The sequence below is a fragment of the Sphingomonas sp. 22176 genome, from assembly GCF_052045505.1.
Lineage (GTDB): Bacteria > Pseudomonadota > Alphaproteobacteria > Sphingomonadales > Sphingomonadaceae > Sphingomonas.
In genome coordinates, this window is sequence record NZ_JBQEPL010000001.1 from 1,514,318 (window position 1) to 1,527,515 (window position 13,198).

At 67.4% G+C, this 13,198-nt stretch carries 11 protein-coding genes; 10 read left to right on the forward strand and 1 reads right to left on the reverse strand.

Annotation, left to right across the window (positions count from 1 at the left end):
- The first annotated feature begins 4 nt into the window (after positions 1-4).
- The 5 genes from ACTJKY_RS07360 to ACTJKY_RS07380 all read left to right on the forward strand — a co-directional run bounded on the left by ACTJKY_RS07360 (position 5) and on the right by ACTJKY_RS07380 (position 4,768).
- The gene (locus tag ACTJKY_RS07360) at positions 5-238 is read left to right on the forward strand and encodes an acyl carrier protein (protein WP_440845086.1); all 234 of its coding nucleotides are present in this window, start codon (positions 5-7) and stop codon (positions 236-238) included.
- On the forward strand, positions 225-980 hold the full coding sequence (locus tag ACTJKY_RS07365; protein WP_440845087.1) for an SDR family NAD(P)-dependent oxidoreductase: 756 nt from the start codon (positions 225-227) through the stop codon (positions 978-980). Before ACTJKY_RS07360 ends, ACTJKY_RS07365 begins: the two co-directional genes overlap by 14 nt.
- 4 nt (positions 981-984) lie before the next feature.
- Positions 985-2,358: an AMP-binding protein gene (locus ACTJKY_RS07370; RefSeq protein WP_440845088.1), complete on the forward strand. Its 1,374-nt coding sequence runs from the start codon at positions 985-987 to the stop codon at positions 2,356-2,358.
- Positions 2,359-2,441: 83 nt separating this feature from the next.
- Positions 2,442-3,515 (forward strand): LuxE/PaaK family acyltransferase, encoded by a 1,074-nt coding sequence (locus ACTJKY_RS07375; protein ID WP_440845090.1) that lies wholly within the window; start codon positions 2,442-2,444, stop codon positions 3,513-3,515.
- A gap of 32 nt (positions 3,516-3,547) precedes the next feature.
- Complete coding sequence (locus ACTJKY_RS07380; RefSeq protein WP_440845091.1) at positions 3,548-4,768, forward strand: acyl-CoA reductase; 1,221 nt, start codon at positions 3,548-3,550, stop codon at positions 4,766-4,768.
- A gap of 32 nt (positions 4,769-4,800) precedes the next feature.
- Here the strand turns inward: ACTJKY_RS07380 and ACTJKY_RS07385 are convergent, their stop codons facing one another.
- Positions 4,801-5,664 carry a TraB/GumN family protein gene (locus ACTJKY_RS07385; RefSeq protein ID WP_440845093.1) on the reverse strand — a complete coding sequence of 288 codons (864 nt, stop codon included), beginning with the start codon at positions 5,662-5,664 and terminating at the stop codon, positions 4,801-4,803.
- 339 nt (positions 5,665-6,003) lie between these two features.
- Between ACTJKY_RS07385 and ACTJKY_RS07390 the strand changes: the two genes are divergently transcribed.
- The 5 genes from ACTJKY_RS07390 (at position 6,004) to ACTJKY_RS07410 (ending at position 13,198) form a co-directional block, all read left to right on the forward strand.
- Positions 6,004-6,870 (forward strand): glycine--tRNA ligase subunit alpha, encoded by an 867-nt coding sequence (locus ACTJKY_RS07390; protein WP_440845246.1) that lies wholly within the window; start codon positions 6,004-6,006, stop codon positions 6,868-6,870.
- Positions 6,871-6,984: 114 nt separating this feature from the next.
- Positions 6,985-8,988: a glycine--tRNA ligase subunit beta gene (gene glyS, locus ACTJKY_RS07395; protein WP_440845095.1), complete on the forward strand. Its 2,004-nt coding sequence runs from the start codon at positions 6,985-6,987 to the stop codon at positions 8,986-8,988.
- A 161-nt stretch (positions 8,989-9,149) separates the two neighbouring features.
- Positions 9,150-11,813 carry a pyruvate, phosphate dikinase gene (gene ppdK / locus ACTJKY_RS07400; RefSeq protein ID WP_440845097.1) on the forward strand — a complete coding sequence of 888 codons (2,664 nt, stop codon included), beginning with the start codon at positions 9,150-9,152 and terminating at the stop codon, positions 11,811-11,813.
- Positions 11,813-12,295 carry a chorismate--pyruvate lyase family protein gene (locus ACTJKY_RS07405; protein WP_440845099.1) on the forward strand — a complete coding sequence of 161 codons (483 nt, stop codon included), beginning with the start codon at positions 11,813-11,815 and terminating at the stop codon, positions 12,293-12,295. The genes ppdK and ACTJKY_RS07405 overlap by 1 nt, the downstream gene beginning before the upstream one ends.
- Before the next feature lie 84 nt (positions 12,296-12,379).
- On the forward strand, positions 12,380-13,198 hold the full coding sequence (locus ACTJKY_RS07410) for a TonB family protein (protein WP_440845100.1): 819 nt from the start codon (positions 12,380-12,382) through the stop codon (positions 13,196-13,198).

Below are 13,198 nucleotides of genomic sequence, written 5' to 3' on the forward strand. Positions count from 1 at the left end.
ACACATGGCCGAAGACCTGCACGAAATCGTAGCGCGCGCCCTCATGCTCGATCGTTCCGCCATCACGGACGATCTGAAGTACAACTCGATCCCCGAATGGGATTCGGTCGCGCACATGGCGCTGATCGCCGAGCTGGAAGCTGCCTATGACGTGATGCTGGACACCGACGACATCGTCGCGATGTCGAGCGTCGGCACGATCCGCGAACTCCTCAAGAAGTATGATGTCGAGGCCTGACCTTCTCGCCGGCCGCGTCGCCCTGGTAACCGGGGCGTCGCGCGGCATCGGTGCGGCGATCGCCAAGGGGCTGGTCGAGGCCGGCGCCACCGTCTGGCTCGCCGCGCGGACCGAAGGATCGCTGGACGCGACCCTCGCCACGCTCAACGCGCTCGGCGCGGGGGAAGCGCGCGCGCTCTACTTCGACGTCGCCGATCCGGCGGCGATCAAGCAGGCTTTCGGGACCATCCAGAAGGCCGATCGTCGCCTCGACGTGCTGGTCAACAATGCCGGCATCCTGAAGGCGTCGATGATCGAGATGGCCTCGGTCGAGATGATGGACGAGACCTATCAGGTGAACCTGCGTTCGGTGCTGGTCGCTTCGCAATATGCGGCGCGGCTGATGGCGCGGAACGGCGGCGGGTCGATCATCAACCTGACCTCGATCATGGGCGCGCAGGGCTTTGCCGGACAGGCGGTCTATGCTGCCAGCAAGGCCGGCGTGATCGGCGTGACCAAGAGCCTCGCCAAGGAATTCGCCGCCCGCCAGATCCGCGTCAATGCCATCGCGCCGGGCGCGATCGACACGGCGCTGATCGAGGGGCTGTCGGAGGAGAAGCGGCAGGAAACCGTGTCGTCGATCGGCATGGGTCGCCTCGGCACCCCCGAGGACGTTGCCGGGCTCAGCGTCTTCCTCGCCAGCGATACCGCCAGCTACATCACCGGCCAGGTGATCGGCGTCGACGGCGGGATGATGGTCTAAGCGGATGTTCGACCGGGTCTTCCAGGAATTCGCCAGCAACCCCTGCATCGCCGATGGCGATCGGGTGCTGAGCTATGCCGACACGCTGGCGCTCGGGCAGCGGCTGATCGCCGGCCTGCCGGCGACGCGGTCGCTGGTCGTTCTTCGGTGCAGCGTCTCGGCCGAATCGATCGCCGCCTATGTGGCGCTGCTGCAGGCAGGCCATGTGCCGCTGCTCCTGGAAGCCGATCTGTCCGAGCTGCTCTCGGAGCAGCTCTATGCCGCCTATCAGCCCAACGCGATCGTCGATCCGGTGGCGGGCAGCGTGACCGTCACCGATGCGCCTCCGGCCGAACTCCATGGCGATCTGGCGCTGCTGCTCACCACCTCGGGCAGCACCGGCTCGCCCAAGCTGGTGCGCCAGCGCCTCGCCGGCATTACCGCCAATGCCGAGAGCATCGCCGAGTATCTGGCGCTGACCGCCGACGAGCGGCCGCTGCTCCATCTGCCGATGAGCTATTCCTACGGCTTGTCGGTGATCCATTCGCACCTCGCGGTGGGCGCGTGCATCTGCGTCACCCGCAAGACGGTGATGGAGCCGGGCTATTGGGACGATCTGCGCCAGCACGCCGCGACCTCGATCGCCGGGGTGCCGTTCCACTATACGACGCTCCGCCGCTTCGGCGAGGACAAGCTGAGCCTGCCGAGCCTCAAGACGCTCACCCAGGCGGGCGGGCGGCTCGATCCGCGCATCGTCTCCTTCTTCGGCGACTGGGCGGCGCGGACCGATCGCAAGTTCTTCGTGATGTACGGCCAGACCGAGGCCGGCCCGCGCGTCGCCTATCTGCCGCCCGAGCATGCCGCGGCGCATCCGGACGCGATCGGCGTCGCGATTCCGGGCGTGACGATCGCGCTGGTCAAGGAGGACGGCACCTCGGCTGCACCGGGTGAGACCGGCGAGATGCGGATCCACAGCCCTGCGGTGATGATGGGCTATGCGCTGGAGCGCGCCGATCTCGCCAAGGGCGACGAACTGGGCGGCACGCTGTCCACCGGCGACCTGGCGCAGCTGGGCGAGGACGGGCTGTTGCGCATCGTCGGGCGCAGCTCGCGGATCCTCAAGGTATTCGGCCTGCGCGTGAACCTCGACGAGGTCGAGCGCCGCATCGCCACGCCCGAGGCTGAGGTGTTCTGCTTCGGCGCCGACGACAAGTTGCAGGTGCTGATCCATGGCAGCCTCGATCCGGTCGAAGTGCGCAAGGCGATCGTCGATGCCTTCTCGCTGCCCCCGCGCGGCATCGAGGTGCGCAGCGGCGGTCCGGTCGAGCGCACCGCCTCCGGCAAGGTGACGGCGGCGGCGCTGCAGGCGGCGTGGGAGCAGGCCTCCAAGCCTGCGTGACTTGAACAGCCCTGGCCGATGCCAGATATCGGCCGGGTGCCGGGGCCGATAGCGTTGTCGGCGCGGAAAAAGGAGTTGAAGCGATGATTGAATCCTTTTTCGAGGTTCCCGTCTACGATCTGCCCAAGGCGGAGAAGCACGCAATGCTCCAGGCCGAGCTGCGCGAGCTGACGGCGTTCCACGGCACCGAATGCGAAGGCTATCGCGCGATCCTCGATGCCTATGGCCCGGGCGACCTGCCGGGCGGGGCCGACGCGCCGCTGATCCCGGTCAGCATGTTCAAGCTGCACGACCTGTCCTCGGTGCCGCAGGACCAGGTGTTCAAGACGATGACCTCGTCGGGCACCACCGGCCAGCGCCCGTCGCGCATCTTCCTCGACGCCGACACCGCCCGGCTGCAGACCCGCGCGCTGACCAAGATCATGACCTCGTTCATCGGCCCCAAGCGGCTGCCGATGTTGATCATCGATCATCCCAGCGTGGTGAAGGACCGCCGCACCTTCAGCGCGCGCGGCGCCGGCATCCTCGGCATGATGACCTTCGGCCGCCAGCACGTCTTCGCGCTGAAGGACGAGACGATGGAGCTCGACTGGGAGGCGCTGGAGACCTTCGCCGCGGCCAATGCCGGCCAGCCGATCTTCGCCTTCGGCTTCACCTTCATGGTGTGGCGCTATTTCATTCAGCAGCTCGAGCAGTCGGGCCGCAAGCTGCCGTTCGACAATGCGATCCTGATCCATTCGGGCGGCTGGAAGAAGCTGGAGGCCGAGAAGGTCTCCAACGAGCATTTCAAGCAGCGCGCCAGCGACCTGGCCGGCTTCGGCCGCGTCCATAATTTCTACGGCATGGTCGAGCAGACCGGCTCGATCTTCGTCGAGTGTGAGGCGGGGCATCTCCACGCCCCGGTGTTCGCCGACGTGGTGATCCGCCGCCCGGTCGACTGGAGCGAGTGCGACATCGGCGAGACCGGGGTGATCCAGGTCGTGTCGGTACTGCCGCGCAGCTATCCCGGCCATTCGCTGCTGACCGAGGACCAGGGCACGCTGCTCGGCGAGGACGATTGCGCCTGCGGCCGCAAGGGCAAGTATTTCGCGGTCCATGGCCGTCTGCCCAAGGCCGAAGTGCGCGGCTGCAGCGACACCTTCGCCAGCAACCAGTGACCCGATCGAACCATGCGAGTGAGTGCCAAGCTATGAACAGTCTCGACAAGGTGCGGTTCGTCGTCCCCGAGGGCGCGAACATCGACGCTTTGCTGGCGCAGCGCCCGCTCGCCCCGTTCGATCCGGCTGTGATCGAGTTCATCGAGCGGCTGGGCAAGGCGCTGATGGCCAGCCCGCAGGCCCGCCGCCATCCGGAGCTGGTCGCGCTCGGCTTCTGGGCGCGCGGCGCCAACATCAAGCGAATGAAGGACCGGTTCGACGCGCAATATCCGGACGCGCTTCGGCTCGCCCGGGGCCTCGCGTTCCACATCGCGCCGTCCAACGTCGACACGATCTTCGTCTATTCGCTGCTGCTGTCGATGCTTGCCGGCAATGTGAACCTGGTACGCATGTCGTCGCGCGCGGCGCAGCAGTCGGACCTGCTCAACGACATCCTCAAGCAGGTGGTCGAGGCGTCGAGCGAGCGGCTGCGCGGGATCATCGGCATCGTCCGCTACGAGCATGACCAGTCGATCACCGATGCCTTTTCGCGCCACTGCGACGTCCGCGTCGTCTGGGGCGGCGACGGCACGGTGGAACTGATCCGCAAGAGCCCGCTCTCGCCGGGAGGCACCGAACTCACCTTCCCGAACAAATATTCGCTCGCAGTGGTCGACGCCAAGGCCTGGCTGGCCAGCGATACCAAGACGCCGGTTGCCCGCGACTTCGTCAACGACTCGCTGTGGTTCGGCCAGATGGCGTGTTCGAGCCCGCGCGCGCTGGTGTGGCGCGGGTCTGCCGACGATATCGCGGCGGCGAGCACCGATTTCTGGCACCATGTCGAAGCCGGCGCGCGCGAGGCGAATCTGGGCTGGGAAGATGCCGGTGCGGTCGCCAAGCTGCTCGCCGAGCAGGACAATGCGGTCAGCGTCCACGCCAGCGTGGTGCCGCTGGAGACCAACTTCATCAGCGTCGTCCGCTGCCCGATTTCGCTGCTCGGCGAACCCAACGGCACCGGTGGCGGCTTCTTCCGCGAATTCCATGTCGAGGCGCTGGAGGAACTCGGGGTCAGCGCGCGCCGCAACTGGCAGACGGTCGCCAGCTTCGGCGTGCCCAAGGGCGACTGGCAGGCGTTCCTGCTGAACGCCCAGCCGCAGGGGATCGACCGGATCGTGCCGTTCGGCCACGCGCTGAACTTCAACGCGATCTGGGACGGGATCGACTTCCTGACCTCGCTAACCCGCATCGTGGTGATCGACGCGCCGCAGGACTGAGCGCCAGGACTGAATAGCAGGCGGGCGGCTGCTTACTGGAGCCGCTCGACCTTTAGCCCGGCCTTGGCGAGCATCGCCAGCACGCTCTCGCTGCCGGCGAGATGGCCTGCGCCTACCGCGACGAACACCGTGCCGGGGCGCTGCATGCGGCCCTGGACCCACGCCGCCCAGCGCTGGTTGCGGCGAAGCAGCAGCGTGTCGCGCAGCTCCGGATTGGGCGCGAGGTCGGCGTTGAGCAGGCGGGCCAGCGCATCGGCATCCCCCTTGCTCCAGGCGGCGACCGCCGCATCGATATTCGCGCCGGTTTCTGGCAGCCCGGTCAGCGTGTCGCCGAGCAGGCGGCCTTGCGCGGCGGCGGAGAGATGGTCGAAATAGCCGAACTGCTCCTCGGCGGTCTCCAGCCCCGTCACCTGCTTGCCCGCCTTCGTCGCGGCGGTCTGCAGCACCTGCTCGACGCCGTTCGCATCGTCATAGCCGAGCTTCTGGAGCGGCAGCAGCGACAGGGTGAGCGCGGCCAGCCACGGCTCGTCGCGGTCGAGCGACTGCGGCGAGAGCCCTGCCTGGCGGAGCGCGCCTTCGAGCTTCGCATGTTCGGGCGCGGGCAGGGCGGCGACGGTCGGGTCGCCCGGCGTGCGGCCGAGCTTGTCGAGCAGCGCCTGGGTCTGGGCCTCCGGCGGCATCACCAGTTCGAGGACGAGCGTGTCGCTGGCATCGAAGGCGGAGCGCACCGGGCCGTCGAACCAGCGCAGCTCCGGGCGGAGCAAATGGACGGTGCCGAACAGATAGACGGTGGTGTCGCCGTCGCGCAACGCCCACAGCGCCGGCTTGGCCTCGCGCGGCGCGGCGCCGCAGCTACCGAGGAGGAACAGGGTAGCGAGGAGGAGCGCGCGGAACATGGGCGCGGCTTGGCGGCGCGAGGGCGGGGAAGTCAACGGGGCGCTACGGCTCCAATACGTCGACATCCCGATCCCTTAAGCCGTCATCCCGACGAAAGTCGGGATCCATTCGCCACTCCATTGAAGATGGAGCCGAACTGGCGACCCCAATGGATCCCGGCTTTCGCCGGGATGACGAAGGAGGCTTGCGCTGGGATGACAGTGGAGAGGTAGGGTGACGACGGCTGCGGGGAAGCGGCCAGCTTCCCCTCCCGGTTGACCCCCTCGGCGCCCTGCGCCAAAGCGCTCTCCAAACCTTACAGGGTGACCAACTTGTCCGAACCTCTCAGCTTCCAGCGCATGATCCTGACGCTCCATGACTATTGGAGCACGCGCGGCTGCCTGATCCTGCAGCCCTATGACATGCGCATGGGCGCCGGTACTTTCCACCCCGCCACCACGCTGCGCGCGCTGGGGCCGGAGCCGTGGAACGCCGCCTTCGTCCAGCCCTGCCGCCGCCCGACCGACGGCCGCTATGGCGAGAACCCCAACCGGCTCCAGCATTATTACCAGTACCAGGTGATCCTGAAGCCGAGCCCGCCCGACCTGCAGGAGCTGTATCTTGGCTCGCTGGCCGCGATCGGCATCGATTTCACCAAGCACGACATCCGCTTCGTCGAGGACGACTGGGAATCGCCGACGCTCGGCGCCTGGGGGCTGGGCTGGGAAGTGTGGTGCGACGGGATGGAAGTCACCCAGTTCACCTATTTCCAGCAGATGGGCGGCTATGACTGCAAGCCGGTGGCTGGCGAGCTCACCTACGGGCTCGAGCGCCTCGCCATGTACATCCAGAACAAGGACAGCGTCTACGATCTCGCCTTCAACGACGCGGGCGTGACCTATGGCGACGTGTTCCTGGAGAACGAACGCGAGATGTCGAAGTGGAACTTCGAGATCGCCGATACCGACGCGCTGTTCGACCTGTTCCGCAAGGCCGCGGCCGAGTGCGAGCGGTCGCTGGAGGCCAAGCTGCCGATCCCGGCCTATGAGCAGGCGATCGAGGCGAGCCACATCTTCAACCTGCTGAACGCGCGCGGCGTGATCTCGGTGGCGGAGCGCCAGGCCTATATCGGCCGGGTGCGCGATCTGGCGAAGGGGGCGTGTGCGGCATGGATCGAGAAGAAGAGCCCCGAATGGGAAGCCGCGTACCCCGGCTGGACGGCGTGATGCGTAGCCGCCGCTTCCCCCTTCGTGCTCCTGCGGAAGCAGGAGCCCAGAGCCCTAAGCGACTCGCTCTCCAACACTGGGCACATGCTTTCGCAGGTGCACTTGGAATTGCCCATGACTGACTTTCTTCTCGAACTCCGCTCGGAGGAAATCCCGGCGCGCATGCAGGAAAAGGCGCGGGAGGATCTCGCCCGTTTGTTCGCCGCCGAGTTGGACAAGGCCGGGCTGAAGGCCGCCGAGGTGGTGTCCTACGCGACGCCGCGCCGGCTGACGCTGATCCTCAAGGGCCTGCCCGCCGAGACCGCCACCGTCTCCGAAGAGACCAAGGGCCCGCGTGTCGGCGCGCCGCCCCAGGCGCTGGAAGGCTTTCTGCGCAAAACCGGCCTCACCGCCGATCAGTTGGTCGAGCGGGATGGCGTGCTGTTCGCGATCGTCGACAAGCCCGGTCGCGCGACGGCCGAGGTGCTCGCCGCCGCAATTCCCGCGGTGATCCGCGCCTTCCCCTGGCCCAAGTCGATGCGCTGGGGTGCGCCATCACTCTCCACCGAAAGCCCGCGCTGGGTGCGCCCGCTGCAGGGCATCGTCGCGCTGTTCGGCAGCGACGTGGTGCCGTGCGAGATCGCCGGCGTCACCAGCGGCGCGGCGACGGTGGGGCATCGCTTCCACCATCCCGGCGTGATCACCATCGGCTCGGCGGACGATTATGTCGAGAAGCTGCGCGCCTGCCATGTCATCGTCGACGGCGCCGAGCGGCGCAACATCATCGCGCTGGGCGCGAAGATGGCAGCGCAGAAGGCCGGGCTCAGCCTGATCGAGGACGAGGGGCTGCTGTTCGAGAATGCCGGGCTGACCGAATGGCCGATGCCGCTGCTCGGCCGCTTCGACGAGGCTTTCCTGGCGGTGCCGCCCGAGGTGATCCAGCTCACCGCGCGGGTGAACCAGAAATATTTCGTCTGCCGCGATTCCGAGGGCAAGCTGGCCAATGCGTTCGTCTGTGTGGCAAACATCGACGCGGCCGATGGCGGCGAAAAGATCGTCGCGGGCAACCAGAAGGTGCTGGCGGCCCGGCTGAGCGACGCGCGCTTCTTCTACGAGACCGATCTCAAGGTGCCGCTCGCCGATCAGGCGGGGAAGCTCGAGAAGATCGTCTTCCACGAGAAGCTGGGCACGGTGGCCGACAAGGTCGAGCGCGTCGCCAAGCTGGCGGAGTGGCTGGCGACCGAGAAGATCGTGCCGAACTGCGATCCGGCGCTGGCGCGCCGCGCGGCCGAGCTCGCCAAGGCGGACCTCGTCACCGGCATGGTCGGCGAGTTCCCCGAGCTGCAGGGCCTGATGGGCGGCTATTACGCCGCCGCGCAGGGCGAAGACCCGGCGGTCGCCGCGGCGATCCGCGACCACTACAAGCCGGTCGGGCAGGGCGATGACGTCCCGACCGATCCGGTGACGGTGGCGGTTGCGCTGGCGGATAAGCTGGACGGCATCACCCAGTTTTTTGGCGTCGACCTCAAGCCGAGCGGCTCCAAGGACCCGTTCGCATTGCGGCGCTCGGCACTGGGCGTGCTGGCGATTCTGCTCGACAATGGCCTGCGCTTCCCGCTGCTCCGCTCGGTGAGCCAGGACGTGCTCGACTTCTTCGCGGACCGCCTCAAGGTCCAGCAGCGCGAAGCGGGTGTTCGCCATGACCTGATCGATGCGGTGTTCGCGCTCGGCGGCGAGGACGATCTCGTCCGCCTGCTCGCGCGGGTGAAGGCGCTGCAGGCGTTCGTTACCACCGAGGACGGCGCCAACCTGCTCGCCGGCTACAAGCGCGCGGCGAACATCCTCAAGAAGGAGGAGTGGGAAGCCGGCGCCACCAACCCTTCGCCCGAACCCGCCGAGGCCGCACTCGCCGCAACCCTCGACGCCGCCGAGCCCAAGGCGACGGCCGCGATCGAAGCCGAGCAGTTCGAGGATGCCATGGCCGCGCTCGCCATCCTGCGCGCGCCGATCGACGCGTTCTTCGACCAGGTGACGGTCAACGACGCCGATCCGGCCAAGCGCGCCGCACGCCTCGGCCTGCTCGCACGGATGCGTGATGCAGTGCACAAGGTGGCGGACTTCGCCAAGATCGAAGGTTGAGGGGCTTAATTGTACGATTAATATCCCGTAAATTGGCCTGAAACTGCCACGGTCCCGAAATAATCGGATACCGACAACGTAGTCAGCGGTTCCGCCTTCTTCGCACCTGCGGTAGCGCCCTTTCTGTCTTGATAGGGCGCTTCGATCGGAAGGGGATCAGAATGACGCAATATGTGTACCGCTTCGGCGGTGGTGTTTCGGACGGTGGTGCGGGCGACAAGAATCTGCTCGGCGGCAAGGGTGCGAACCTCGCCGAGATGGCCTCGATCGGACTGCCGGTGCCGCCGGGCTTCACCATCTCCACGGCGATGTGCACGCGTTATTATGAGGAAGGCGAGACCTTCCCCGAGAGCGTGAAGGCCGAAGTCGCGGGCGGCATCGCGCATATCGCCGCGATCACCGGCAAGCAGTTCGGCGATGCGGGCGATCCGCTGCTCGTCTCTGTCCGCTCGGGCGCGCGCGTGTCGATGCCGGGGATGATGGACACGGTCCTCAACCTCGGCCTCAACGACCAGACGGTGCAGGGCCTGGCCGCGACCAGCGGCGACGATCGCTTCGCCTGGGACAGCTATCGCCGCTTCATCCAGATGTATGCGGATGTGGTGCTGGGCCTCGACCATGGCCGGTTCGAGGAAGCGCTGGAGATCGCCAAGGAAGATCGCGGCTTCACGCTCGATACCGAGCTGTCGGCCACCGATCTCCAGGCGCTGGTCGCCGAGTATAAGAGCATCGTCGAGGAGCTGTGGAACAAGCCGTTCCCGCAGGACGTGCACGACCAGCTCTGGGGTGCGATCGGCGCGGTGTTCGGCTCGTGGCAGTCGGAGCGCGCCAAGGTCTATCGCCGGCTCAACGACATTCCGGCCGATTGGGGCACGGCGGTGAACGTGCAGGCGATGGTGTTCGGCAACATGGGCGACACCTCGGCGACGGGCGTGGCCTTCACCCGCGACCCTTCCACCGGCGAGCGCGCTTATTATGGCGAGTTCCTGATCAACGCGCAGGGCGAGGACGTCGTCGCAGGTATCCGCACACCGCAGTATCTGACCCGGACCGCGCGCGAGACGGCAGGCGCCAAGCCCGCCTCGATGGAAGAGGCGATGCCCGAGGTCTATGGCGAGCTGGCGGCGGTGTTCGACCGGCTCGAGACCCATTACCGCGACATGCAGGACATCGAGTTCACCGTCGAGCGCGCCAAGCTGTGGATGCTGCAGACCCGCAGCGGCAAGCGCACCGCCAAGGCGGCGCTCAAGATCGCGGTCGACATGGCCAATGAAGGCCTGATCACCCGCGAAGAGGCGATCCTTCGCGTCGATCCGCAGGCGCTGGACCAGTTGCTCCACCCGACGCTCGACCCCAAGGCCCCGCGCGACGTGCTGACCAAGGGGCTGCCGGCCTCGCCAGGCGCGGCTTCGGGCCTCGCGGTGTTCGACAGCGACACCGCCGAAAAGCGCGCCAATGCCGGTGACTCGGTAATCCTGATCCGCGTCGAGACCAGCCCCGAGGACATTCACGGCATGCACGCGGCGCGCGGCATCCTGACGGCGCGCGGCGGCATGACCAGCCACGCGGCGGTCGTCGCGCGCGGCATGGGCCGGCCTTGCGTCTCTGGCGCAGGCAGCCTCTCGATCAACGCGCGCGAGAAGGTGATGCGCGTCGGCAGCCGTGAGGTCCGCGAGGGCGACATGGTGACGATCGACGGCGCCACCGGCGAAGTGATGGCCGGCCAGGTGCCGACCGTGCAGCCCGAGCTGTCGGGCGATTTCGGCACGCTGATGACCTGGGCCGACGAAGTCCGCCGCCTCAAGGTGCGCGCCAATGCCGAGACGCCGCTCGACTGCCGCACCGCGCGCGAGTTCGGCGCCGAGGGCGTTGGCCTGTGCCGCACCGAGCATATGTTCTTCGATTCGGCGCGCATCACCGCGGTGCGCCAGATGATCCTCGCCGAGAACGAGGCCGGCCGTCGCGCCGCGCTGGAGAAGCTGCTGCCCGAACAGCGCAGCGACTTTCTCGAGATCTTCGAGGTGATGGCGGGCCTGCCGGTGACGATCCGCCTGCTCGATCCGCCGCTGCACGAGTTCCTGCCGCACGAAGAGGCGGAGTTCGCCGAAGTCGCGACCGCGGCGGGCGTGGACGTCGACACGCTCAAGCGCCGCGCGGCCGAGCTGCACGAGTTCAACCCGATGCTCGGCCATCGCGGCTGTCGTCTGGGTGTGACCTATCCCGAAATCTACGAGATGCAGGCGCGCGCCATCTTTGAGGCGGCGATTGCGGTTGCGGAGAAGTCCGGCGCCGCGCCGGTACCCGAAGTGATGATCCCGCTGGTCGGCACCCGGCGCGAGCTGGAGCTGATGAAGGCGGTGGTCGACAAGGCCGCACAGGCGGTGTTCGCCGAGAAGGGGCGCACGATCGACTATCTGGTCGGCACGATGATCGAGCTGCCGCGCGCGGCGCTGATGGCGGGCGAGATCGCCGAGGTGGGTGCCTTCTTCTCGTTCGGCACCAACGACCTCACCCAGACTACGCTGGGCGTGAGCCGCGATGACGCCTCGCGCTTCCTGACGACTTATGTCGAGAAGGGCATCTACGCCAAGGATCCGTTCGTGAGCCTCGACGTGGAGGGTGTCGGCCAGCTGATCGCGCTCGCCGCCGAGCGCGGCCGTGTGACCCGGCCCGACATCAAGCTCGGCATCTGCGGCGAACATGGCGGCGATCCGGCGTCGATCGCGTTCTGCGAGAAGACGGGGCTCGATTATGTCTCGGCTTCGCCCTATCGCGTGCCGATCGCGCGGCTTGCGGCAGCGCAGGCGGCAATTCGAGGAAAGTGATGCTGGTAGTGGCGGTAGCGGTAGCGACGGACGATGCGACGGCACTCAGCCGTGACCTTCTCGCCAGCCCTACCGCCACCGCCGTGCTGGAACGCCGCTGCGGCGGCCCGATCCGGGCGGAGGTGGACCGTGCGGCGCACAAGGATCCGACGCCGGAGCAGCGCAAGCGGCTGGGCATCGGGCCGGACGAGCGCGTCGTATATCGCAGCGTGGTGCTCAGCTGCGCGGGCGTCGCCTTGTCGGTCGCCGAGAACTGGTACGTGCCGTCGCGCCTCTCCCCGGAAATGAACGCCGCGCTGGAGCAGGGGGATACCCCGTTCGGCGCGGTGATCCGGCCGCTCAAGCCGCACCGCAAGCCACTGGAGCAGGTGCTGGCAGGCGTCGCACCGTACGTGCTCCGCCACCGCGCGCTGGTGCTGGATGGCGAGGGGCGGGCGCTGGCGGAAGTGGTGGAGAATTATACTGCGGCGGTGTTGCGCTAAGCGGGACGCTTCTTCGCGCTCGTAGCATCTGCTTAAGTTTCCGAGGTCTACCTACGCGCTCCATCTGATTCATTGCATGGGGGAATGCGCGTGATCTTCGTACCGCTTCTGCTTTCTACCGCCGAGCCGGTCGACGGGCCTTGGTCGCTCGTCCGTGGCGAAGGCACGTGCAGCGCCATGCTCACCGCCGGCACGACGCGCTTCGCCCTCGTCGCAGCGGGCACTGCCAAGCCGATACTGGTCGTCGAACCGGCGCAGTGGCAGCCTGCGGCTGTGCCCGCGACCCTGCAAGTGGTCTGGAACCGGACCTATGCACTGCCCGAGAAGAAGGCGGTGATCCCGGTGCAGCCTATCGGGGGGGACAAATCGGGCTTCCAGGTCGATCCGGAGGCATTGGGTCAAACGGCCTCCTACGAATATAGGCTCGTCTCCTTTTTCGTCGCGGGCTCCCAGGCGCCGGTGGCCGCGATCCGCAGGGATGCCATCGGCAGCGGAACCGCATTCGTGCGGCAATGCCAGATAGAGCGGCAGCAGGTCGCACCCGGGTCGGGCGAGCCCGCCGTCGAAGCGCCCAAGCTGATCTCCCTGCCGATCAGCGACGATGACTATCCGGCCATTGCGGCGCGCAATGGCGAGGTCGGTGTGACGCAAATGGTGATGATGGTTTCTGCTGCGGGCAAGGTGAGCCGCTGTGACGTGGAGGTTTCCAGCGGTAGCGATGCGCTGGATCGAACGTCGTGCGCGCTCGCGGTTCGTCGCGCAGTCTTTGTGCCGGCACAGGACGCGTCCGGGCGTCCGACACAGGCGGAATCCCGTAAGCCCTTTCGGTGGGAGATCCACGATCTGAACCGCCCCGCCCCGGCTGCGGGCGCGGCCGGGGCGCCGGCCACCAACCTCCGCTGA

What these genes read in the sequence shown, in the direction of transcription:
- ACTJKY_RS07360 (WP_440845086.1), top strand. Translation starts at nt 5, where the DNA reads ATGGCCGAAGACCTGCACGAAATCGTAGCGCGCGCCCTCATGCTCGAT.
- ACTJKY_RS07365 (WP_440845087.1), top strand. Translation starts at nt 225, where the DNA reads ATGTCGAGGCCTGACCTTCTCGCCGGCCGCGTCGCCCTGGTAACCGGG.
- ACTJKY_RS07370 (WP_440845088.1), top strand. Translation starts at nt 985, where the DNA reads ATGTTCGACCGGGTCTTCCAGGAATTCGCCAGCAACCCCTGCATCGCC.
- ACTJKY_RS07375 (WP_440845090.1), top strand. Translation starts at nt 2,442, where the DNA reads ATGATTGAATCCTTTTTCGAGGTTCCCGTCTACGATCTGCCCAAGGCG.
- ACTJKY_RS07380 (WP_440845091.1), top strand. Translation starts at nt 3,548, where the DNA reads ATGAACAGTCTCGACAAGGTGCGGTTCGTCGTCCCCGAGGGCGCGAAC.
- ACTJKY_RS07385 (WP_440845093.1), bottom strand. Translation starts at nt 5,664, where the DNA reads ATGTTCCGCGCGCTCCTCCTCGCTACCCTGTTCCTCCTCGGTAGCTGC.
- ACTJKY_RS07390 (WP_440845246.1), top strand. Translation starts at nt 6,004, where the DNA reads ATGATCCTGACGCTCCATGACTATTGGAGCACGCGCGGCTGCCTGATC.
- glyS (WP_440845095.1), top strand. Translation starts at nt 6,985, where the DNA reads ATGACTGACTTTCTTCTCGAACTCCGCTCGGAGGAAATCCCGGCGCGC.
- ppdK (WP_440845097.1), top strand. Translation starts at nt 9,150, where the DNA reads ATGACGCAATATGTGTACCGCTTCGGCGGTGGTGTTTCGGACGGTGGT.
- ACTJKY_RS07405 (WP_440845099.1), top strand. Translation starts at nt 11,813, where the DNA reads ATGCTGGTAGTGGCGGTAGCGGTAGCGACGGACGATGCGACGGCACTC.
- ACTJKY_RS07410 (WP_440845100.1), top strand. Translation starts at nt 12,380, where the DNA reads ATGCGCGTGATCTTCGTACCGCTTCTGCTTTCTACCGCCGAGCCGGTC.